The organism is Caulobacter sp. 10L414 (assembly GCF_056395525.1).
In genome coordinates this window covers 41,653-62,873 of the sequence record NZ_JBFTJR010000027.1, presented here as the reverse complement: position 1 = coordinate 62,873, position 21,221 = coordinate 41,653, and the positions used below count along the sequence as shown (strand labels likewise).

The 21,221-nt window shown below is 70.7% G+C and carries 18 protein-coding genes and 1 pseudogene; 6 read left to right on the top strand and 13 right to left on the bottom strand.

Annotated features, from left to right (window positions below):
• Positions 1 to 43: 43 nt before the first annotated feature.
• The 9 genes from AC1DCG_RS12880 to AC1DCG_RS12840 form a co-directional block, all read right to left on the bottom strand.
• The gene (locus tag AC1DCG_RS12880; protein WP_165261157.1) at positions 44 to 967 is read right to left on the bottom strand and encodes an acetyl-CoA carboxylase carboxyltransferase subunit beta; all 924 of its coding nucleotides are present in this window, start codon (positions 965 to 967) and stop codon (positions 44 to 46) included.
• A gap of 12 nt (positions 968 to 979) precedes the next feature.
• Positions 980 to 1,807: a tryptophan synthase subunit alpha gene (trpA, locus tag AC1DCG_RS12875; protein ID WP_477029298.1), complete on the bottom strand. Its 828-nt coding sequence runs from the start codon at positions 1,805 to 1,807 to the stop codon at positions 980 to 982.
• Positions 1,804 to 1,932: a hypothetical protein gene (locus tag AC1DCG_RS12870; protein WP_276611604.1), complete on the bottom strand. Its 129-nt coding sequence runs from the start codon at positions 1,930 to 1,932 to the stop codon at positions 1,804 to 1,806. Before AC1DCG_RS12870 ends, trpA begins: the two co-directional genes overlap by 4 nt.
• A gap of 3 nt (positions 1,933 to 1,935) precedes the next feature.
• Positions 1,936 to 3,168, bottom strand: coding sequence for a tryptophan synthase subunit beta (gene trpB / locus AC1DCG_RS12865; protein ID WP_477029299.1), 1,233 nt, complete (start codon positions 3,166 to 3,168; stop codon positions 1,936 to 1,938).
• Between the two features lie 17 nt (positions 3,169 to 3,185).
• Complete coding sequence (locus AC1DCG_RS12860) at positions 3,186 to 3,845, bottom strand: phosphoribosylanthranilate isomerase (protein ID WP_477041512.1); 660 nt, start codon at positions 3,843 to 3,845, stop codon at positions 3,186 to 3,188.
• Between the two features lie 48 nt (positions 3,846 to 3,893).
• Entirely contained in the window at positions 3,894 to 4,163 is a 270-nt protein-coding gene (locus tag AC1DCG_RS12855; protein ID WP_477029301.1) for an usg protein, read from the bottom strand.
• Positions 4,164 to 4,428: 265 nt separating this feature from the next.
• A complete protein-coding gene (locus tag AC1DCG_RS12850; RefSeq protein WP_477029302.1) occupies positions 4,429 to 5,193 on the bottom strand; it encodes a 3-oxoacyl-ACP reductase in 765 nt (254 codons plus the stop codon).
• A gap of 51 nt (positions 5,194 to 5,244) precedes the next feature.
• The gene (locus tag AC1DCG_RS12845; protein WP_477037189.1) at positions 5,245 to 6,666 is read right to left on the bottom strand and encodes a sensor histidine kinase; all 1,422 of its coding nucleotides are present in this window, start codon (positions 6,664 to 6,666) and stop codon (positions 5,245 to 5,247) included.
• Between the two features lie 284 nt (positions 6,667 to 6,950).
• Positions 6,951 to 9,233 (bottom strand): NADP-dependent malic enzyme, encoded by a 2,283-nt coding sequence (locus AC1DCG_RS12840; RefSeq protein WP_477029304.1) that lies wholly within the window; start codon positions 9,231 to 9,233, stop codon positions 6,951 to 6,953.
• Between the two features lie 259 nt (positions 9,234 to 9,492).
• Here AC1DCG_RS12840 and dapB point away from each other — a divergent pair, with 259 nt between their 5' ends.
• On the top strand, positions 9,493 to 10,275 hold the full coding sequence (gene dapB / locus AC1DCG_RS12835; protein ID WP_477029305.1) for a 4-hydroxy-tetrahydrodipicolinate reductase: 783 nt from the start codon (positions 9,493 to 9,495) through the stop codon (positions 10,273 to 10,275).
• A gap of 18 nt (positions 10,276 to 10,293) precedes the next feature.
• Here dapB and AC1DCG_RS12830 read toward each other — a convergent pair.
• Positions 10,294 to 10,432 (bottom strand): annotated as a pseudogene (locus AC1DCG_RS12830) (hypothetical protein); the annotation flags it as partial.
• Between the two features lie 88 nt (positions 10,433 to 10,520).
• On the opposite strand from AC1DCG_RS12830, the gene AC1DCG_RS12825 reads away from it, so the two are divergent.
• From AC1DCG_RS12825 to AC1DCG_RS12815, 3 genes are read left to right on the top strand one after another with little or no spacing between them, the layout of a single operon-like run.
• On the top strand, positions 10,521 to 13,799 hold the full coding sequence (locus AC1DCG_RS12825) for an intermembrane phospholipid transport protein YdbH family protein (protein WP_477041511.1): 3,279 nt from the start codon (positions 10,521 to 10,523) through the stop codon (positions 13,797 to 13,799).
• A gap of 35 nt (positions 13,800 to 13,834) precedes the next feature.
• The gene (locus AC1DCG_RS12820; RefSeq protein ID WP_058349385.1) at positions 13,835 to 14,014 is read left to right on the top strand and encodes a YnbE family lipoprotein; all 180 of its coding nucleotides are present in this window, start codon (positions 13,835 to 13,837) and stop codon (positions 14,012 to 14,014) included.
• A gap of 15 nt (positions 14,015 to 14,029) precedes the next feature.
• Positions 14,030 to 14,386 (top strand): YdbL family probable chaperone protein, encoded by a 357-nt coding sequence (locus AC1DCG_RS12815; protein WP_058349384.1) that lies wholly within the window; start codon positions 14,030 to 14,032, stop codon positions 14,384 to 14,386.
• Positions 14,387 to 14,561: 175 nt separating this feature from the next.
• Here the strand turns inward: AC1DCG_RS12815 and AC1DCG_RS12810 are convergent, their stop codons facing one another.
• Positions 14,562 to 16,352 carry a vWA domain-containing protein gene (locus AC1DCG_RS12810; RefSeq protein WP_477029307.1) on the bottom strand — a complete coding sequence of 597 codons (1,791 nt, stop codon included), beginning with the start codon at positions 16,350 to 16,352 and terminating at the stop codon, positions 14,562 to 14,564.
• A gap of 87 nt (positions 16,353 to 16,439) precedes the next feature.
• Positions 16,440 to 18,602, bottom strand: a complete 2,163-nt coding sequence (locus tag AC1DCG_RS12805; RefSeq protein ID WP_477029308.1) for a primosomal protein N' — start codon at positions 18,600 to 18,602, stop codon at positions 16,440 to 16,442.
• A gap of 136 nt (positions 18,603 to 18,738) precedes the next feature.
• On the opposite strand from AC1DCG_RS12805, the gene AC1DCG_RS12800 reads away from it, so the two are divergent.
• Positions 18,739 to 19,419, top strand: a complete 681-nt coding sequence (locus AC1DCG_RS12800; RefSeq protein WP_477029309.1) for a DUF484 family protein — start codon at positions 18,739 to 18,741, stop codon at positions 19,417 to 19,419.
• 143 nt (positions 19,420 to 19,562) lie between these two features.
• Positions 19,563 to 20,477, top strand: coding sequence for a tyrosine recombinase XerC (locus AC1DCG_RS12795; RefSeq protein ID WP_477029310.1), 915 nt, complete (start codon positions 19,563 to 19,565; stop codon positions 20,475 to 20,477).
• Here AC1DCG_RS12795 and AC1DCG_RS12790 read toward each other — a convergent pair.
• Entirely contained in the window at positions 20,474 to 21,109 is a 636-nt protein-coding gene (locus AC1DCG_RS12790; protein WP_477029311.1) for a hypothetical protein, read from the bottom strand. The genes AC1DCG_RS12795 and AC1DCG_RS12790 overlap by 4 nt on opposite strands.
• Positions 21,110 to 21,221 lie beyond the last annotated feature (112 nt).

Genomic DNA, 21,221 nt, shown 5'->3' with positions numbered 1-21,221 from the left:
GTCGCTTCGCGACAGCTCCCCCAGAGGGGGAGCATCAGTTCGTTCAAGCCGCCTTGCGACGGCCCAGCATCAGGGTGCCGAGGATCGAGCCGAGGGTGGACGGCAGGTCCTTGCGGGCGGTGACGCGGTCGACCATGCCCTTTTCGACGAGGTATTCCGAGCGCTGGAAGCCCGGCGGCAGGGTCTCGCGGATGGTCTGCTCGATGACGCGCGGACCGGCAAAGCCGATCAGGGCGCCCGGCTCGGCCAGGTGCACATCGCCCAGCATGGCGTAGGAGGCGGTGACGCCGCCGGTGGTCGGGTCGGTGAGGACCACGACATAGGGCAGGGCCGCGTCGTTCAGTTCGTTGATGGCCAGGGTGGTGCGGGCCATCTGCATCAGCGACAGGGCGCCTTCCTGCATGCGCGCGCCGCCGGCGGCGGTGAAGGCGACCAGCGGAACCTGACGCTGCAGGGCGGCCTTGGCGGCGGCGATGAAGCCTTCACCGGCGGCCATGCCGAGCGAACCGCCCATGAAGGCGAAGTCCTGGACCAGGACGACGGCGTCGACGCCGGCGATCTTGCCGTAGCCGATGGCCATGGCGTCCTGTTCGCCGGTGCTCTTGCGAGCCGCGGCCAGGCGATCCTTGTAGGGCTTGCCGTCCGAGAACTTCAGCGGGTCCTCGACCACCGACGGGGTCGGCAGGGCCTCGTACTGGCCCTCGTCGAAGGTGAACTTGAAGCGCGCCTCGGGACCGATGCGCATGTGGCGTCCGGCCGGGGTGACCCACAGGGCCGCCTCCAGGTCGGAGCGGTAGATCATCTCGCCCGTGTCGGGGCACTTGACCCAGAGGTTCTCGGGCGTCTCGCGCTTGGCGAAGGCCCCGCGCACGCCGGGGGCGATACGCGACAGCCAGCCGCCTCGGCGGTCGGTCGAGCTCTTGGTCTTGTCGCCCTTCTTGGGGCCTTGGGGTTCAGCCATCGCCATAGCCTTACAGCCTCACACCGTCTCTTGTCGCGCGGATCGCACAGCCTTAGCCAGCTCCGACGCCTTGGAAAGAACCTTTTGGGTCACGTTTTCGTTCAGCTTGCCCGCTGATTCAATTTCATCCACCAGCGCCGAGCCCACGACGGCGGCGTCGGCGACGCGGGCCACCTCGGCGGCGCGCTCGGGCGTGCGGATGCCAAAGCCAACCGCCACAGGCAGTTGCGCGGCCGCGCGCAGGCGCTCGACGGCGGGCGCAACGGCGTCGGCGTCGGCTTCCTTGACGCCGGTCACGCCGGCCACCGACACGTAGTAGACGAAGCCCGAGGTGCGGCGCACGACGGCCGGAAGGCGCTTTTCGTCGGTCGTCGGCGAGGCCAGGCGAATCAGCGAGATGCCTTCGGCCTCCAGCGCGTCGCTCAGCGGATCGGCTTCTTCCGGCGGGCAGTCGACGACGATCAGGCCGTCGACGCCGGCTTGCGCCGCGGCCTTGGCGAAGACGTCGAAGCCCTTGTTCACCAGCGGGTTCAGGTAGCCCATCAGGATCAGCGGGGTGTCCTGGTCGCCTTCGCGGAAGGCGCGGGCCAGCTCCAGCGTGCCGTTCAGGGTCATCTTGCCGGCCAGGGCGCGCTGGCTGGCGCGCTGGATGGTCGGGCCCTCGGCCATCGGGTCCGAGAACGGGAAGCCCAGCTCGATCAGGTCGGCGCCGGCGGCCGGCAGGCCTTTCAGGATCTCAAGGGCGGTCGCGGCGTCGGGATCGCCGGCCATCACATAGGCGACGAAGCCGGCGCGGTTCTCTGCCTTCAGCGCCGCGAAGCGGCGATCGATGCGGTCTTTGGTCATGGCCAGGTGCTGATCTCGGCTTCGAAACTGATCCAGCCCTTGTGCATCGCAAAGCCCAGCGCGCCACCCCCGAGGAGCAGCGCGAGGCCGATGCAGACGAGCCAGTTCCGGGTGGTTTCTTGCATCAGTTAGATCGAGCGGCCGAGCGCGTCGGCCACGGTGAAGATGTCCTTGTCGCCACGGCCCGACAGGCACATGACGATCACGCCGCCCTCGCCGATCTCCTTGGCCAGCTGCGGCAGCTTGGCGAGCGCGTGGGCGCTTTCCAGCGCGGGGATGATGCCCTCGAGCTCGGCGCACAGCTGGAAGGCCTTCAGCGCCTCGTCGTCGGTGCAGGTCAGGTACTGGGCCCGGCCGATGTCGTGCAGGAACGAGTGCTCCGGACCGATGCCCGGATAGTCGAGGCCGGCGCTGATCGAGTGGGCGTCGAGGATCTGGCCGTCGTCGTCCTGCAGCAGATAGGTGCGGTTGCCGTGCAGCACGCCCGGACGCCCGCCGGTCAGCGAGGCGGCGTGCTTGTCGGTGTCCAGGCCGTGGCCAGAGGCTTCCACGCCGTAGATCTTCACGCTCTCGTCGCCGAGGAACGGGTGGAACATGCCGATGGCGTTGCTGCCGCCCCCGACGCAGGCGACGACGGCGTCAGGCAAACGGCCTTCCAGTTCCTGGATCTGCTCGCGGGTCTCGTTCCCGATCACCGCCTGGAAATCCCGGACCATGGCCGGATAGGGGTGCGGGCCGGCGGCGGTGCCGATCAGGTAGTAGGTGTCTTCGACGTTGGTGACCCAGTCGCGCATGGCCTCGTTCATGGCGTCCTTGAGGGTCGCGGCCCCCGAGGTCACCGGACGCACTTCGGCGCCCAGGAGGTTCATGCGGAAGACGTTGGGCTTCTGCCGGGCGACGTCGACGGCGCCCATGTAGACGATGCAGGGCAGGCCGAAGCGCGCCGACACGGTCGCGCTCGCCACGCCGTGCTGGCCGGCGCCGGTCTCGGCGATGATCCGGGTCTTGCCCATGCGCTGGGCCAGCAGGATCTGGCCCATGCAGTTGTTGATCTTGTGCGCGCCGGTGTGGTTCAGCTCTTCGCGCTTGAAGTAGATCTTGGCGCCGCCGAAATGGCGGGTCAGGCGCTCGGCGAAATAGAGCGGGCTGGGTCGGCCGACATAGTGGGTCAGGTAGCCGCGCAGTTCGGCCTGGAAGGCCGGGTCGTTCTTGGCTTCCTGATAGGCCTTGTCCAGCTCCAGCACGAGCGGCATCAGGGTTTCGGCCACGTACAGGCCGCCGAACTCGCCGAAGCGCCCCTTGGCGTCGGGATAGGCGGACCAGTCATTGGGCCGATCAGAAGCTTGGGCAGGAGCGTTCACGGGCGTTTCCAGTTAGGTCAGGCGCGTTTGACGGCGTCTAGAAACGCCGTGATCAGAGCCGGGTCCTTTAGGCCCGGACCGCGTTCCACGCCAGAGGAAACGTCCACCAGCGGGGCGCCGGAGGCGGCCACGGCGGCGCCCACGTTCCACGGATCGAGACCGCCCGCGAGGAAATGCGGGCGAGAAAATCGCCGGCCTTCCAGCAGGCTCCAGTCGAACCTTGCGCCGGTGCCGCCGGGCAGGGCGGATCCTTCCACCGGCCGGGCGTCGAAAAGAAACTGCTCGGCGACGGTCTCGTAGGCCCTGGCCTGGTCGACGTCGGCGGAACTGGAGACCGAGAAGGCCTTGATGACGCCGACGCCGCTGCGGGCCGCGATCTCGCGCACGCGGCTGGGTGTCTCCTTGCCGTGCACCTGGATGAGGTCGGGGCGCATGGTGGCCATCAGCCGGTCGATCAAGGCGTCGTCGGGATCGACGGTTACGGCCACGGTCTGCACGCCGCGTCCGCGCCCAAAATCACTCTTTAGGGGCTCCACGAGCCGCTGGGCGGCTTCGGGCTCGACGTTGCKGGGGCTCTTGGCGAAGAAGACGAAGCCCAGATAGGCCGCGCCGCCGTCGAAGGCGGTCTTCACCGTCTCCGGCGTCGAGAGCCCGCAGATCTTGGCCTTGGTGGTCATCGGGGGGAGTTACGGTGCGTAAGCCCGCCGCGCAACCCCCGCCGGGCCTCACTGCAGGGTGAAGACCCCGTTGACCGCCTTCCACTCGGTCGGACCGATCAGCCGGTCGTGGGCCACCTGCACCGAGTGCAGCACCCCGTCGAGCTCGCGGCTCCAGAAGTCGAGGAAGCCCTTCAGGGTGGGGAACTTCGGGGCCAGGTCGTACTCCTGCCAGACATAGAGCTGCAGCAGGTGCGGGTGGTCGGGCAGGTGGTAGCAGATGTTGGCCGTGGTCAGGCCGTAGCCCAGCATCTGCAGTTCGAACGCGCGGGAAGTCATCGAGAGCGACCTTTCGACAACGGTTAAGCGTCACCGAAAAACCGTCCGCCCAAGGCCTGAGTCGCTCAAGAGGGCAGGGCGTCGCACCCAGAAATCCTTCTCCCCTTGCCTCTTCTCCCGTCATTCCCGCCCTTGTGGCGGGAACCCCTGTGTCCGCTCGCACATGAGGCGCCAGCGGATCGCTGGCGATCCGCCGCAATCGCCCTTGCGGCTAAAAGAGGGATCCCCGCCACAGGGGCGGGAATGACGGGCTGAAAAGTTCAGATCAGTCCCGCACCAGGCCGCCGTCGACCACCAGGTTCTGGCCGGTGACCGCGCGGCTCCAGGGGCTGGCGAAGAACAGCACCGCGTCGGCGAACTCGGCCGGCGTGGTGACCGAGCGCAGCGGGGTCATGCCGGCGATCAGGTCGAAGACCGGCTCGGGCGTGGCGGCGCTGGCGCCGGTGACGCGCAGGAGGCCGCCCGAGACCATGTTGACGGTGATGCCGGCGGGGCCCAGGTCGCCGCAGGCCGTGCGGGTCAGCGACAGCAGGGCGGCCTTGACGGCGGTGTAGTCGTGATAGGGCACGACCGGGTTCTGGAAGAGGTTGGTGCCGACGTTGATCACGCGGCCGAAGCCGGCTTCGGCCATGTCGGGGGCGGCGGCCTGGATGACGTTCAGCGCGCCCTTCAGCACCGTCGTGTTCTGCTTTTCGAAGTCCTCCCAGGCGATGTTGGCCAGATGCGCGCGGGCTTCGCCGTTGAAGCTGTAGTCGAGGGCGTTGTTGACCACGGTGGTCACGGGCGAGCCGAAGGCGGCCTTGGCGGCGGCCAGCATGGCCTCGACGGCGGCGCGGTCGGCGACGTCGGCCTGGACGGCGATGGCGCGCTCGGGGCCGCCCAGCTCGGCGGCCAGGGCCTGGGCGGCGTCCTTGCTGGCGCGGTAGTTGACGACGACGCGGGCGCCGTGGCGGGAAAAGGCGCGGGCGATCTCGGCTCCCAGGCCCCGGCCGGCGCCGGTGACGAGGACGATCTGGTCGGACAGCTGCATAGATAGAGACTCCAAAATTCCTGGTTGGCGCGTGCCGGCCCGGCCGCGCTCTTAGCGCCGTTCGTCCAGGCTGGCGACGACGCCGAGCTCGGGCGAGGGCGGGGTGGGCGCGGGCGCCACGGCCTCCAGCCGGCAGACCAGGCCCTCGGGCCGCCAGTCCATGCGCGCCTGGCCGCGCAGTTCGCCGCGCAGGCTGCGCTCGATCAGCCGCGAGCCGAAGCCGCGCCGGGTGGGGCTGGCCTCGACGCTCGGCCCGCCGGTCTCGGTCCAGGTCAGCGACAGGGCGCGGGTGACCGGATCGAAGGCCCATTCCACCGCCACCGACCCGTCGAGGTTCGACAGCGCCCCGTACTTCAGGGCGTTGGTCGCCAGCTCGTGGAAGATCAGCGACATGGTCAGGGCCCCGCCGGGCGGCAGGAAGCAGGGCGGACCCTCGACCCGCACCCGGCCCGCGGCGGCGGCGAACGGCGCCAGCGCCCGCTGGGCCACCTCGCACAGGTCCGCCCCGTGCCAGCTTTCGCGGGTCAGCACGTCGTGGGCCAGCGACAGGCCCAGAAGGCGCGACTCGAACTTCTCGAAGGCGGTGACCGGGTCGGGCTCGTTGCGCAGGGTCTGGGCGGCCATCGACTGGACGGTGGCCAGGGTGTTCTTCACGCGGTGGTTCAGCTCGTTGATCAGCAGGCGCAGCTGGCCCTGGTGGCGTTCCTGCTCGGCCTCGACCGCCTTGCGGGCGGTGATGTCGGCGATGATCGCCACCAGATAGGGCGCCTGGCCGCTGGGCTGCACGCGCGAGACGTTCAGCCGGATCCACAGCCGCGCGCCGTCGCCGGCCCGCAGGCGGCGCTCGGCGGCGTAGGTGTCGGTGCGCCCGGCCAGCAGCGAGCGCGTCTGACCCTGCGCGCCGGGCAGGTCTTCGGGCTCGATCAGTTCGGCGGCGTTGCCGGCCAGCAGGTGGGCGCGGTCGTGGCGGGTGATGGCGCAGAAGCGGTCGTTGACCTCGAGGAACGCGCCGGTCGGCGAGATCCGCGCCACGCCCATGGCCGCCTGCTCGAACAGCGCCTTGTAGCGGGCCTCGGCCGCCTCCAGCCGCAGGCGCGCCTCGACGGCGGCGGTGGCCACCTCGGTATAGAGCACCAGGCCCCCGATCGCCCCGTCCTCGGTGCGCCAGGGGGCCATCGACCAGCGGATCCACTCGATCCGGCCGGTGCGGTCGACATAGCGGTCGCCGGCGTCCTCGCGCAGCTCGACGCCCTCGTTCAGCACCCGGGCGTGCAGGTCGCGCCAGTACTGCGGGATCTCGTGGAACACCTCGTAGTGCACCCGCCCCAGCAGCGGCATGTCGGCGGGCAGGCCCTGGTCGGTCAGGTACTGGGCCGAGTGGGCCAGATAGCGCATCGACCGGTCGAAGATGGCGATCCCCATCGGCGCATGCTTCAGCGCCGTGGTCAGGCTGGGCGAGACCGTATCGATCATCGGTCCGGGCGGTCTCCGAGGGGAGCGAGCGACGGGAGCGATATCATGGCCCCGTTCGCGCATGAGGTGAAAGGGGCAATTCTCGCGTCTGCGGCTATGGGGGTAGCCGGGTCTCTTTGATCCTTCTCCCTGGAGGGAGAAGGTGGCCTGCGAAGCAGGTCGGATGAGGGGTTAGGGACGATCGACGGCGTGCCGGCACGCCGTCAGACACAGTAACCCCTAACCCTCCCAACGCTCCGCATTGGGCTCCCTCTCCCTTTGGGAGAGGGTTTGGGTCCCGCTCCCTACTCCCCCGCCTCCACCGGCTGGTCGTAGGCGGCCATCATCGCCATGTTGAGGATCTTCGACACCGAGGCGCCGAGCGGGCAGATCTGCACCGACTTGGAGAGGCCCAGCAGCACCGGGCCGATCACCGTGGCGCCGCCCAGCGACTGGACGAGCTTGGTCGAGATCGAGGCGGCGTGGATGGCCGGCATGATCAGGATGTTGGCGCTGTCGGTCAGGCGCATGAACGGGTAGGCGAGGCGCTTTTCGGGGTCGAGGGCCAGTTCGGGCGGCATTTCGCCCTCGTATTCGAACTCGACGCCCATCTCGTCCAGCGTGGCGACGGCCTGGCGCACCTTGTCGGAGCGCTCGCCCATCGGGTTGCCGAAGGTGGAGTAGCTCATGAAGGCCACGCGCGGCTTGAAGCCCAGGCGCGTGACGGCCGAGGCGGCCTCGCAGGCGATCTCGACCAGCTCGTCGGCGTCGGGCAGCTCGGTGACGTTGGTGTCGGCCACGAAGATGGTGCGGCCCTTCGCGAGCACGACGGACATGCCCATGATCCGGCCGCCGGGCGCGGGGTCGACGACGCGCAGCACCTCGTCCAGCGCCTGGTCGAAGCTGCGGGTGACGCCGGTGACCATGCCGTCGGCCTCGCCCATCGTCACCATCGAGGCGGCGAAGCTGTTGCGGTCCTGGTTGATCAGGCGCTGGACGTCGCGCTTGAGGAAGCCCTGGCGCTGGAGCCGGGCGTAGAGGGCGTCGACATAGTCGGGGTTGCGGTCGGAAAGCCTCGCGTTGTGGATCTCCAGGCCCGCGGTCTCCGGATCCAGGCCCACGAGCTTCATGTTCTCGTGCACCAGGTTCTCGCGGCCGCAGAGGATGGCCTTGCCGTAGCCGCCCGTCTGGAAGGCGTAGGCGGCGCGGATGACGGACGGCTCCTCGCCCTCGGCGAAGACGATGCGCTTGGGCTTGGCCAGCACCGAGCCAGCGATCTTCTGCAGGAAGCCGGCGGTGGGGTCGAGGCGCTGGGCCAGGCTCTGGCGGTAGGCGTCCATGTCGGCGATCGGCCGACGGGCCACCCCGGTGTCCATCGCCGCCTGGGCGACGAACGGCGGCACGTACCAGATCAGCCGCGGGTCGAAGGCCGAGGGGATGATGTAGTCGGGGCCGAACTTCAGCTGGCGGCCGTGATAGGCGGCGGCCACCTCGTCGGGCACGTCCTCGCGGGCCAGCATCGCCAGCGCCTGGGCGCAGGCGATCTTCATCTCGTGGTTCACGCGGCGGGCGCGCACGTCGAGGGCGCCGCGGAAGATGTAGGGGAAGCCCAGGACGTTGTTGACCTGGTTGGGATAGTCGCTGCGGCCGGTGCCCATGATCGCGTCCTTGCGCACGCGATGGACTTCCTCCGGGGTGATCTCAGGGTCCGGGTTGGCCATGGCGAAGATCACGGGATTGGGCGCCATGCTGGCGATCATCTCGGGCGTGAAGGCCCCCTTGGCCGAGAGGCCGAGCAGGACGTCGGCGCCGGCGACGGCTTCAGCCAGCGTGCGCTTGTCGGTGTCGACCGCGTGGGCGCTCTTCCACTGGTTCATGCCGTCGGTGCGGCCGCGATAGAGCACGCCCTTGCTGTCGCAGGCGATGACGTTCTCGGGGCGCACGCCCATGGCCTTGATCAGGTCCATCGAGGCGATGCCGGCCGCGCCGGGGCCGTTCAGCACCACCTTGATGTCGGACAGGTTCTTGCCGGTGATGTGGCAGGCGTTGATCAGGCCGGCGGCGCAGATGATGGCGGTGCCGTGCTGGTCGTCGTGGAACACCGGGATGTCGAGCAGCTCCTGCAGCTCGGTCTCGATGCGGAAGCACTCGGGGCTCTTGATGTCTTCCAGGTTGATGCCGCCGAAGGTGACGCCGATGTTCTTGACGACGGTGATGATCTCGTCGGCGTCCTTCGTCGTGACCTCGATGTCGATGCTGTCGACGTCGGCGAAGCGCTTGAAGAGGACGCTCTTGCCTTCCATCACCGGCTTGGAGGCCAGCGCCCCCAGGTCGCCCAGGCCCAGGATCGCCGTGCCGTTGGAGATCACCGCCACCAGGTTGCCCTTGGAGGTGTAGTCGTAGGCGGCGTCGGGATCGGCGGCGATGGCGTGCACCGGCACGGCCACGCCGGGCGAATAGGCCAGCGAAAGGTCGCGCTGGGTCGCCATCGGCTTGGTGGGGGTGACCGCCAGCTTTCCCGGCTGGGGATAGCGGTGGAAGGCCAGGGCCTCCGCGTCGGTGAAGGTCTTGCGTTCCGCGTCGCTCATGGCGGCGTTTCCTGTCCTGCGTAGCCAGTTGAAATGGACCCGCCGAACGATGCGACGCGTCCTTATGCACGGACCAGCCTAGCGACGGGCATGGGCGGCTACAACCTGACAATATCAAATGGTACCGGTACAAACGCTTGTTGGGCAAAGGTTTGCGGGTTCGTCGTCGCTCCCGCTACGGAAGCTCGCCGGATAAATCCGTTGACCCCGGAGAGGGGGTGGGCGACGAGGCGCGGGCTTGCTTGCCGGAGAAAATCCCATGTCCTCGTCCCCCGTTCGGATCGCCGTCGCCGGAGCCCTGGGCCGCATGGGCAAGGCCGTGGCCGCCACGCTGGAAGGCCGCGCCGACGCGGTCGCCGTGGCCCGCTTCGACCGTCCGGGGGCGGAAGGCGAGGGGCTGGTGGCGCTGGAGAGCGCGCTGGCCGACGCGCAGGCGATCATCGACTTCACCATCCCCGAGGCCTCGGTGGCCCTGGCCGAGACCATCGCCGCGGCCGGCGGCGGCATCGCCCTGGTCATCGGCTCGACCGGCTTCACGGCCGAGCAGGACGCGCGCCTGGCCAAGGCCGCCGAAAAGGTCACGATCGTGCGCTCGGGCAACTTCTCGCTGGGCGTCAACATGCTGATGGGCCTGGTGCGCCAGGCCGCCGCGGCCCTGCCGGCCAGCGACTGGGACATCGAGGTCTTCGAGGCCCACCACAAGCGCAAGATCGACGCGCCCTCGGGCACGGCCCTGATGCTGGGCCAGGCCGCCGCCGACGGGCGCGGCGTGGTGCTTTCCGAGGTCGAGGACCGCGCCCGCGACGGCGTCACCGGCCCGCGCAAGGAAGGCTCGATCGGCTTTTCGGTGGTGCGCGGCGGCGGCATCATCGGCGAGCACAGCGTGATCTTCGCCGGCGAGAGCGAAAGCCTGACCATCGCCCACTCGGCCATCGACCGGGGTCTGTTCGCGCGCGGCGCGGTGGCGGCGGCGGTGTGGGCGCAAGGCCAGGCGCCGGGGATCTACGACATGCAGCAGGTGCTGGGGTTCAAGGCGGTTTGAGGCCTTCAAAGCCTCACGTCATTCCCGCCCTTGTGGCGGGAACCCCTGGTTCCGCTCGCACGTGAAGCGCCAGCGGCGCGCTGGGCGCGTCGCCCCTTCCGCCCTTGCGGCTGATGGAGGGTTTCCCGCCACAAGGGCGGGAATGACGGGAAACGGGGAAGGGGCGCCCCCTCCGCAATATTTCCAAACCGTCGCTTTCCTGACTTTTCTCGTACCGGGGCCTCACAAACGCCACGGGTTGCGGCATGGTGCGGCCGATGGCCGAGCCGCACGCCGACCCCGATTCCGTCAAGAAACCCGCCAAGCCCAAGCGGGGCCCGCGCCTGAGCAAGGCGGCGCTGGCCGACGCCGGGCTGGAGGCGGCGTCCTTCGCCATGATGGCGTTCATCGCGCTGGGCATGTCGGCCTATGCCGGCCGGCGCGAGATCAGCCAGGCGCTGGCCGAAGCGTGGCTGGCCGAGCGCGGCATCGAGGGCCTGATCTCGGTCGAGAGCCTGGACGCCTCGGGCTTCGCCGGCTCGATCCGGCTGGGCCCCAAGAACGATCCCTATTTCTCGGCCAAGCGCATCGAGGTGGCCTACGACCTGCAGGCCCCGTGGTCGGGCGGTCCGTTCGCCATCGACACCCGGGCCGTGCGCATCACCAGCCCCCGCCTGCAGGCCAGCTATGACGGTACGAGCCTGACCTTCGGCAAGCTGCAGCCGCTGATCGACGAGGCGCTGAAGTCGCCCGGCGAGGCCAAGGAGGGCGGGCCGGCGGTGCTGGTCGAGGACGCCCGCGTCACCCTGCGGACCCCGGGAGGCGTGGCCCGCCTGACCGGCGACGCCAGCCTCGACGACGGCCAGCTGCTGCGGCTGGACGCGGCGATCGCGGCCATGCGCTACGCCAGCGACGACCTGCAGGTCGAGCTGCGCGGCGCGGTGCTGAGGGCCCGCAAGCGCGGCGACCGGCTGTCGGTGGACGCCCGCGCCCAGGTCGACGCCCTGGACGCGGCGCAGATGGACCTGGAGGGCGCCGACGCCCGGGTCGAGGCCGACGTGGCCTATCCCGACCTCAAGCGGCTGGCGGCCACGGGGCCAGCTGACGTCAAGCTGTCGATCAAGGCCCAGGGCCTGAGGGCCGGCGAGACCAGCCTCGAGGACGTCGAGACCCGCCTGACCCTGGCGGGCCTGGTGGCCGGCAACTTCACCCAGGGCGGGGCGGCCGCGCGGCTGTCGGGCCAGGCGCGGGCCGGGCGGCTGGTGGCGCCGGGCGTCGAGGCCCGCAGCTTCACCGCCGAGCTCGACAGCGACGCCCTGCGGGTGGACTTCGACAAGGCCRGCGCGCGGGTGCTGGGGCCGGCTAGGCTGCGCGGCACGGCCGAACGGGCGGTGGCCGGCGGCGCGGCCCTGACCCGCACGGCGATCGACATCAAGTCCAAGACCTTCGTGTTCAGCGCGCCCAAGGGCCGGCCGATGAGCGTGTCGGGCCCAATCCAGGTGGCCGCGGGCGTCGGCCGGGCGGCGCGCGACGGCCTGGGGCTGTCAGCCCTGGTGCTGGACGCCAAGGGCCGGTTCCAGGCGGGGCAGACCCTGAGCCTGACCCTGGCCGGGCGGGCCGGGGCCGACGGGGCGGTGGCCGCCCCCGACGCCGAGCGCCTGACCGCCGGCCTGCCCAGTCCCGAATACGCCGCCGCGGCCCGCAAGGCGTTGGCCGAGTTCTCGCTCGACGCCGACGACCTGCGGCTGGAGATCGGCGAGGGCCGCGTGGCCGCCTTCGCCGGCAAGCCGGTGACCCTGGCCTCGGCCAGCGGCGCCAAGGCGACCCTGACCCTCGGCGGCGGGCGGCTGATGGAGAGCGTCAATGGCGTCTCGCGCGGGGCGGCGACCCTGGCGCTGGGCGGCGGCGGCCTGCCCGAACTGACCCTCAGCGCCAGCGACTGGCGGGCCGACGCCGGCGGCTTCTCCTCGCCCGTGGCCCTGGCCGGAACGCTGGACGTGCCGCCGGCGCAGGGGATCAGCGCGGCGATCAAGGGCCAGGCCCGGGCCGCCAACGGCGTGTTCGACTTCCGGCTGGCCGGTTGCACGCCGGTCAAGGTGGCCGCCATCGAGGCGGGCGAGGCCGGCGAGCGGCCGATCCAGGACATCGCGCTGGACGTCTGCCCGGTGGCCGCGCCGCTGGTGCGGGTGGCCAATGGCCGCTGGGAGGCCCAGGCCCGCTTCGCCAATGGACGCGGAACGATCACGGCGGCCGAAGCGAAAGCAGAAGGCGTGGCCGGGACCTTCGTCGGCGGCGGGCAGGGCTTCGACCGCGCCGAGGTGCGCCTGACCGAAGGCCGCCTGATCGACGCGGCCTCGGCCAAGCGCTTCGAGCCGGTGAAGGCGACGGGAAAGCTCAACCTGGCCTCGGGCGTGTGGAGCGGCGGCGTCGACGTCGGCACCGCCAGCGGCTTCGCCTTGGGCCGGATCGACATCCGCCACGGGGTGGAGAGCGGGCGCGGCTCGGCGCTGATCGACGCCTCCAACATCGTCTTCACCAAGGAGGCGGGCCTGCAGCCAGTGGCGGTCAGCCCGATGGCCGCCTTCGCCAGCGAGGCCGAGGGCAAGGCCAGCTTCAAGGGCCGCTTCGACTGGACAGACAAGGGCGTGACCAGCAGCGGCGAGGTCTCGACCCAGGGCCTGGACTTCCGCGCCAGCCCGCTGGGTTTCGTAGCCACCCTGGCCGGCGACGTGAAGTTCGACAGCCTGGCGCCGCTGACCAGCGTCCCCGACCAGAGCCTGAAGATCACCCGCATCGACTCCATCGTGCCGCTGGAGGCCGTGGGCGCGGTGTTCACCCTGGGCGCCACCTCGCTGAAGGTCAGCGAGGCCAGCCTGACGGCGGCCAAGGGCAAGATCTCGATCGAGCCCGTCGACGTGCCGCTGAACGGCGGCCCGATCAGCGGCGTCATCGTCATCGACGGCCTGGACCTGGGCGAGCTGACCGCCGGCTCGACCCTGGCCGAGAAGGTCAAGCTGGACGCGGTGGTCTCGGGCCGCCTGCCATTCCAGTTCAGCGACAAGGGCTTCAAGCTGCTGGACGGCAAGCTGTCGGCCATCAAGCCCGGCCGCATCTCGATCGCCCGCGAGGCCCTGACCGGCGTCGAGGCCAACCAGGGTGAGAGCGACAGCCCAGGCAATCCCAACAACCAGCCGGCCGCCGACGCGCCGGTCAACGCCATCCAGGACTTCGCCTACCAGGCCATGGAGAACCTGTCGTTCGACACCCTGGAGGCGGGCGTCAGCTCGACGCCGAACGGGCGCCTGGGCATGCTGTTCCACATCAAGGGCGAGCACGACCCGAAGGTCGCCGAGAAGGCCCGGGTGGGCATTCTGGAGCTGATCCGCGGCAAGGCCTTCCAGCGGCGGATCCCGCTGCCGGCCAAGACGCCGGTGGACCTGACGCTCGACACCTCGCTCAATTTCGACGAGCTTCTGGCCGCCTGGGGCCGTCGCTTCGCCGAAGAGACAGAAGAAACACGCCGTTCAGCACCGGTTCAGCCGTGAACGACGACCCTGAAGCCCGAATTGGAGACAAAGCCATGCACAAGCGCGTCCTGATCGCGACCCTGCTGGCGGCGGGAGGCCTTGCGGCCTGCACCCCGACCGTCCGCGTCAAGGTCGACCCGATCAACATCTACGCCAAGCTGGACGCCGACGTGCGGGTGCGGCTGGACAAGGAAGTCCAGACGCTGATCCAGCAGAACCCGAACCTGTTCTAAGCAAGGAGAACCGCCATGATCCGCAAGACGATGACGGTTTTGGCCATCGCCGCCGCCCTGGGCGCGGTCGCCGCCGCCCCCGTGATGGCCCAGTCGGCCGCCGCCAAGGCCGCCGTGGACTCCGCCAAGGCCGCCGGCACGGTCGGCGAGCAGGCCGACGGCTTCCTGGGCATCGTGTCGGGCGGCGACGCCGACCTGCGCGCCGCCGTGGCCGAGATCAACACCGGCCGCGCGGCCGTCTACAAGGACACCGCCGCCAAGACGGGCGTCACCGCCGACGCCGCCGGCCAGGCCACCGCCAAGCAGCTCTACGCCCGCCTGTCGGCCGGCCAGTACTGGAAGCCGCTCGGCGGCGGCTGGGTGAAGAAGTAATCCCTCGTCCTTCTCCCCTTGCGGGAGAAGGTGTCATCCGAAGGATGACGGGTGAGGGGTTTCTCAGACGCAAGACGCCGCGACAGCTGACCAGCCGTCGCGGCGTTTCTGTAAGTGCGACCCCTCACCCGACCCCGCTCCGCGGGGCCACCCTCTCCCGCAAGGGGAGAGGGATCTAATCCCCCTTCACGCCCGCCGCCGCGCGGGTCAGCTGCACGAACTCCGCCCGCAGGCCGTAGGGGTCTTCGCCGCGGGCGCCCTGGGCCAGGGCGGTGACGGCGGGCCAGTCGAACGACGGGTCGAGCCAGGGATCGCCGCGCAGCTTCTGGCCGTAGGCGGCGACCGCGACGGCCAGGCGGGTGGCCTCCGGGGCGGCGCCGAGGCGGGCATAGGCGTCGGCCGGGCCGATCGGGCGTTCGATCAGCCTGGAGGCGCTGCCGCCCGGCGGCTTGTAGCGCACCTTCAGATAGGCCAGCTCGCCCGCCTTGCCGGTCGCCGGGGCGGGTTTATCGTCACCGTAGCGCAGCGGATCGGACGAGGGCGTCGCGCCCGCCGGGGTGATCTCGTAGAGCGCGGTGACCGAGGCGCCCGACCCCACCTCGCCGGCGTCGACCTGGTCGTTGTTGAAGTCCTCGCGGTTCAGGAGGCGGGTCTCGTAGCCGATGAGGCGGTACTCGGAGACCTCGCGCGGATTGAACTCGACCTGGATCTTCACGTCGTCGGCGATCGGGAAGAGGTTGCTGGCGAAGTCGTCGCGCAGCAGCTTGCGGGCCTCGCGCAGGCTGTCGACATAAGCCGCCGTGCCGTTGCCGTTCTGGGCCAGGGTCTGCATCATCAGGTCGTTGTAGTTGCCGCGCCCGAAGCCGTAGACCGACAGGTAGACGCCGCTCTTGCGCTGGTCGGCGACCACGTCCTTGAGGCGCGAGGGATCGGCGACCCCGACGTTGAAGTCGCCGTCGGTCATCAGGATCACGCGGTTGACGGCCGCCTTGTCGAAGTTCTGGCGGGCCAGGGCGTAGGCCAGTTCCAGCCCCTGGCCGCCGGCGGTCGACCCGCCCGAGCGCAGGGCTTCCAGCGCGCAGCGCATCTTCAGCTTGGAGCGGCCGTCAGTGGGCGCCAGCACCGCGCCGGCCGAGCCGGCATAGGCGACGATGGCCACCCGGTCCTGCGGGCGCAGCTGGTCGACCAGCACGTTCAGCGCCTTCTTGGCCAGCGGCAGGCGATCCTGGCTCCACATCGAGCCGGAGGTGTCGACCAGGAAGACGAGATTCAGCGGCGGCTGGTCGGCGCGGGGCCGCTCGTAGCCCTGCAGGCCGATGTGCACGAGCTTGCGCTGCGACGACCACGGCGAGGGCACGACCGCGACGCTGGCCCGGAACGGCGTCTCGGCTGAGGCCGGGCGGGCATAGCCGTAGTCGAAGTAGTTGATCATCTCCTCGACCCGCACGGCTTCGCGCGGCACGGGCAGGCCGTCGTCGAGGAAGCGGCGGACATTGGCGTAGGCGGCGGTGTCGACGTCGATCGAGAAGGTCGAGACCGGCTCGTCGGCGGTGCGCTTGATCGGGTTGGCGACGGCGCTGGGATAGCGCTCGGTGTCGCGCGGCGCCGGGGCGGGCATGGGCAGCGACGACGGCGAGCGGATCATGGCCGGGGGCGGCGGGGCGTAGGCCAGGACGGCCGTGTCGGCGGCGCTGCGCTGCGCGCGTTCCTTGACCGGCGGGATCGGCAGGGGCGGCGGCGGGGTGACCGAGGGCGGCGGGGCGATGGCCGGGCGGGCCTGGACGCCTGAACGCCGCTGCAGGCCCGAGGTCTGGACCTCGCCGACAGCGGGATAGCCGAGGGCGGCGCAGGCCGCGGCGGTGGGCGAACCGTCCTGGGCCTGGGGCGCCGGCGTGATCGCGCCGGCGGGAAGGGCGGTCAGGAATGACAGCAGGCTGACGCCCGCGAGGCGCGCGGTCTTGGACACGGTGTCTCCTCCTCGTTCGAGGCTGAGATTACACATGTAAAAGAAAAGCGCCAGGGGCATTCCTCGCCCATGGCGCGGGGGAGGGGCCTACAGGAAAGAGTACGGATCGATGTCGATCGTCACGCGCACCGAGTTGGGAACCTTGGCCCGCGCGCGCCAGGCGGCCATGAAGCCCGGCAAGTCGACATTGCGGCCGGCCCGCACCAGGAAGCGCTTGCGGCGGCGCCCGCGCACCAGGCCCAGCGGCGCGTCGGCCGGGCCGTAGACCTCCACCCCCTCGGCGTTGGGCGTGGCGGCGGCCAGGGCCTGGACATAGGCCTCCAGCGCCTCGGCGTCGGGGCCCGAGGCGATCACCGCGGCCAGGCGTCCGAACGGCGGAAGGCCGGCCTCCTCGCGCATGGCCATCTCGGCCTCGACGAAGGCGTCGCGGTCCTGGGCCTTGAGGGCCTGCAGCACGGCGTGCTCGGGCGAATAGGTCTGCAGGTAGGCGCGGCCGGGCTTTTCGTGACGGCCGGCGCGGCCCGTCGCCTGGGCCAGCAGCTGGAAGGTCCGCTCGCCGGCCCGCAGATCCCCGCCGCGCAGGGAGAGGTCGGCGTCGATGACGCCCACCAAGGTCAGGTTGGGGAAGTTGTGGCCCTTGGCGGCGGCCTGGGTGGCGACAAGGATGTCGATCTCGCCCGCCGCCATCGAGTCCACCAGCGCCCGCGCGCCGGCCGGATCGAACACCGTGTCCGACGAGAACACCGCGATGCGGGCGTCGGGGAACAGGTAGCGGGCCTCTTCCTCGACCCGCTCCACGCCGGGGCCGATCGAGACCAGGCTGTCCTTGGCCCCGCAGTGCGGGCAGGCCTCGGGCTTCTTCATCGAAAAGCCGGTCAGGTGGCAGACCAGGCGCCCGGTGTAGCGGTGCTCGACCAGCCAGCTGTCGCTGTCGGGCGACTTCAGCTTCTCGCCGCAGGCCCGGCACAGCACCAGCGGCGCATAGCCCCGGCGATTGAGGAAGAGCAGGGATTGCTCGCCCTTCTGCAGGGTCAGGGAGACGGCCTTCACGAGCGTTGGCGACAGCCAGCGGCCGGGCTCGGGCGGGGTGGCCCGCATGTCGATCAGATGCACGTCGGGCAACTGGGCCGCGCCGTGGCGCGCGCCCAGGCGCAGCCAGCGATAACGGCCCTGGTGGGCGTTCCACAGGCTTTCCAGCGACGGCGTGGCGCTGGCCAGCACCACCAGCGCGCCCTCGATCTTGGCCCTGGCCACCGCCAGGTCGCGGGCCTGGTAGATGAAGCCCTCTTCCTGCTTGAACGAGCCGTCGTGCTCTTCGTCGACGACGATCAGCTTGAGGTTCGTAAACGGCAGGAACAGCGCCGAGCGGGCGCCGACCACGATGCGGGCGCGGCCGTCGGCCACCGCCTCCCAGGCGCGGCGGCGGCGCGGCGGCGAGACGCCGGAATGCCACTCGATCGGGGCGGCTCCGAAGCGCTGTTCGAAGCGGCCCATGACGGCCTGGGTCAGCGCGATCTCGGGCAGCAGCACCAGCACCTGGGCGGCCGGGTCGGCCTCCAGGGCCGCGGCGGCGACCTCGAGATAGACCTCGGTCTTGCCCGAGCCGGTGACGCCGTCCAGCAGCGCGGCCTGGAAGCCGCCGGCCGCCAGCATGTCGGCCATCTCGTCGGCTGCGGCCTTTTGACTCGGGTTCAGGGTCTGGGGCGGCAGGGAAAGGTCGGGCTGGGCGACGCTGTCGTCGGCGGCCACCAGGACCGGCTCCAGCGCGCCCTCGTCGATCAGGCCCTTGACCACCCCGGCCGAGACCCCGGCCTGGCGGGCCAGTTCGGCGGCGCTCAGCGGGCCGGCTTGCGCGGCCGCCAGCACCTTCAGCCGGGCCGGCGTCATGCGGGCGGGCTGCACGCCGGTCAGGGCGACGGCTTTCTCGGGCTTGGCCGGCGGGTGGCGCAGGCCGCGCAGGGCCATGGCCAGCGGCCAGCCGGGCACGTCGACGCTGTAGCGCGCGGCCCACTCGACGAAGGTGATGACGTTGGCCGGCAGGCGCGGGTCGTCCACGCGGGCGAGCACGGGCTTGAGGCGACGGTTGCCGCCGACGCCGTCGCGCAGGGCGGTGACCACGCCGCGCACGGTGCGCGGACCCAGCGGCACCGACACGTGGTCGCCGACGACCAGCTCCAGGCCCTCGGGCTCGGCATAGTCGAAGGCCTCGGGCAGCGGCATGGGCAGCAGGACGGAGGCGATGCGCGGCATGGGACCCGCCTTCTGCAACGGAAACGTCGCCGCGTCGAGATGGGGCGGCAGGCGTCGTCATCAAGCCGGCGTTAACCGAAACAGGGCTTCATCGGCCTCGCCTGACGCGTGCAGGCGATCGTTTTTGCGAGGGGTCATGAGCGAATCCAGCCAGGCGATGGTCCAGCCTCAGATCGATCCCGATCTGGTCCGCGACTTTCTTCGTGAACAGCCCGACGTGCTGCGCGAGGACACCGACCTGCTGTCCGATCTGGGCCTGAAGCTCGACACCGGCAACGTCGTCGAGTTCGGCCACGTGGCCATCGCCCGCGCCGCCGCCGCTCGCGAACGCGAGGCTCAGGTGCGCAAGACCATCGAGGCCACCGCGGAGGCCAACATGTCGGCCCAGGCCCAGGTGCACGCCGCGGTCATCGACCTGCTCGACGCCCGCAACCATTCCGACCTCGCCCGCCGGGTCGACGAAATGGCCGCCCTGCGCTTTAGCCTCGCCGCCGGCACCGTGGCCCTGGAAGGCCCCGCCCGGGTGCCGGCCGGCTGGCACGCCCTGGTCGACGGCCAGGTCGACATGATCATGGGCGACCATGGCGTCGCCCGCATGGGCTTCTTCGCTCCGGCGCTGGGCCTGTTCGGCGACAAGCTCGACACCATCCGCAGCATGGCGCTGGTCCGCATGGCCCTGTGGGAGCCCTCGCGCCAGGGCGTCCTGGCCTTCGGCTCGACCGATCCCGAAGCCTTCACCCCCGACATGGGCTCCGACCTGGTGGCGTTCCTCGCCCGCGTCGTCGAGCGCACGGCCGAACGTTGGCCGGTTCCCTGACCTCAAGATCCTCCCCCTCTGGGGGAGGTGGCCCAGAGGGCCGGAGGGGGGGCGTTCTCAGCTTCCGCGAGGCTGACCAGCCCTGCCCCCACTCCCCCCTCCGTCGGCTTCGCCGACACCTCCCCCAGGGGGGGAGGATCTAGATGCGCGCACGCGAAGCCCTGGCCGCCTGGCTGACGCACCTGGCCGACGAGCGCCGCGCCTCGAAGCGCACGGTGCGGGCCTATGGCGACAATGTGCTGGCCTATCTGAACTTCATCGAGGGCCACAACGGCGGAAGCCTGTCGCTGAACGACCTTGGCGCTGTCTCGGCCGCTGACCTTAGGGCCTATCTGGCCTTCCGGCGTTCGGGCGATCATCCGCTGTCGCCGCGTTCGGTCAGCCAGAGCCTGTCGTCGATCCGGGCCTTCCACCGCTTTCTCGACGCGCGCCTGTCGACGCCCAACGCCGCCATCGGCCTGGTGCGGGGGCCGCGCATCAAGGTCGGCGCGCCGCGTCCGGTCACCGAGGACCAGGCCCGGGGCCTGCTGGCCGAGATCGCCGTCGATCCCGACCGCGAAGCGTGGGAGGCCGCCCGCGACGAGGCGGTGCTGACCCTGCTCTGGGGCTGCGGCCTGCGGATTTCGGAGGGCCTGTCGCTGACCCGCGCCGACGCCCCGCTGGCCGAGACCCTGCGGATCACCGGCAAGGGCGGCAAGACCCGGATCGTGCCGGTGCTCGACGCCGTGCGGGCGGCGGTCGACGCCTATCTGGCCGCCTTGCCCTTCGTGCTGGCCCCCAACGAGCCGCTGTTCCGCGCCAAGCGCGGCGGGCCGCTGTCGCCGCGCCACGTGCAGGCGTCGATGCAGCTGCTGCGGGGGCGGCTTGGCCTGTCCGACCGCGCCACGCCCCACGCCTTGCGCCACAGCTTCGCCACCCACCTGCTGGGGGCGGGCGCCGACCTGCGCTCGATCCAGGACCTGCTGGGCCACGCCTCGCTGTCGACAACCCAGCGCTACACCCAGGTGGACGCCGAAGGCCTGCTGGCGGCCTACGGCAAGGCCCACCCGCGGGCCTAGGCCCCCAGGTCCTTGCGCACGAAGCGATAGGTCTCGCGCTTCTCGCAGGCGCAGGCCTTCATCTGGCCGTCGGGCGTCCACCACACCAGGAGCGGATAGGCGAAGTTCACGCCGTTCTGCTTGAGCAGCGGAACCAGGTCCTCGACCGACTTGCGGCCGGCCTCGATCACGGCGGTGCGGGCGATGTCGCCGTCGGCGGGCTTGAGGCCCGGGGCCGTCCAGGCGTCGACCGGGGTGGCGTCCCACTTCTCCGACAGCGCCCACGAGCGGTTGATCCACAGCTCGGCGACCGTGGCGCGCTCGACCGGCGTCGACTTGGGCACGCCGTTGCGGTCGGCGCGGGCGATCTCGATCAGGCGGGTGTCGATCCCGGCCTTGTGCAGGCGCGGGTACTCTTCCTTCTTGAAGCGGACGCAGTCGGGGCAGGTGCGGAAGCTGATCATGTAGAGCTTGGGCCCTTTGAGGCCCGGCGACACCCAGCCCGAGCCTTCCAGGATCTTGGCGATCTCGGCCTGGTTCCGGGTGATGGTCTTGGGCCGCCAGCGCAGCTCGAAGTTCCACCACGCCCACCAGCCGGCGCCGATCACCACGACCACGGCGGCGAGGCCGGCCCACAGCTTCCAGTTCTTCATCTCGACCGATCCTCTCGGGATTGTTCTGCTGGTGATAGGACGCCCCGCGCGCCCCGGCGACGGCAAAATTCCTGAAAGCCGCTTGAGGCCCGCGTGGGGGACTCTAGATTGG

Coding starts and splice junctions, on each gene's coding strand:
- AC1DCG_RS12795 (WP_477029310.1), top strand. CDS start 19,563: ATGCGCGCACGCGAAGCCCTGGCCGCCTGGCTGACGCACCTGGCCGAC.
- AC1DCG_RS12870 (WP_276611604.1), bottom strand. CDS start 1,932: ATGCAAGAAACCACCCGGAACTGGCTCGTCTGCATCGGCCTCGCGCTG.
- AC1DCG_RS12815 (WP_058349384.1), top strand. CDS start 14,030: ATGATCCGCAAGACGATGACGGTTTTGGCCATCGCCGCCGCCCTGGGC.
- AC1DCG_RS12800 (WP_477029309.1), top strand. CDS start 18,739: ATGAGCGAATCCAGCCAGGCGATGGTCCAGCCTCAGATCGATCCCGAT.
- AC1DCG_RS12790 (WP_477029311.1), bottom strand. CDS start 21,109: ATGAAGAACTGGAAGCTGTGGGCCGGCCTCGCCGCCGTGGTCGTGGTG.
- AC1DCG_RS12855 (WP_477029301.1), bottom strand. CDS start 4,163: ATGACTTCCCGCGCGTTCGAACTGCAGATGCTGGGCTACGGCCTGACC.
- AC1DCG_RS12845 (WP_477037189.1), bottom strand. CDS start 6,666: ATGATCGATACGGTCTCGCCCAGCCTGACCACGGCGCTGAAGCATGCG.
- dapB (WP_477029305.1), top strand. CDS start 9,493: ATGTCCTCGTCCCCCGTTCGGATCGCCGTCGCCGGAGCCCTGGGCCGC.
- AC1DCG_RS12820 (WP_058349385.1), top strand. CDS start 13,835: ATGCACAAGCGCGTCCTGATCGCGACCCTGCTGGCGGCGGGAGGCCTT.
- AC1DCG_RS12880 (WP_165261157.1), bottom strand. CDS start 967: ATGGCGATGGCTGAACCCCAAGGCCCCAAGAAGGGCGACAAGACCAAG.
- AC1DCG_RS12840 (WP_477029304.1), bottom strand. CDS start 9,233: ATGAGCGACGCGGAACGCAAGACCTTCACCGACGCGGAGGCCCTGGCC.
- AC1DCG_RS12805 (WP_477029308.1), bottom strand. CDS start 18,602: ATGCCGCGCATCGCCTCCGTCCTGCTGCCCATGCCGCTGCCCGAGGCC.
- trpA (WP_477029298.1), bottom strand. CDS start 1,807: ATGACCAAAGACCGCATCGATCGCCGCTTCGCGGCGCTGAAGGCAGAG.
- AC1DCG_RS12850 (WP_477029302.1), bottom strand. CDS start 5,193: ATGCAGCTGTCCGACCAGATCGTCCTCGTCACCGGCGCCGGCCGGGGC.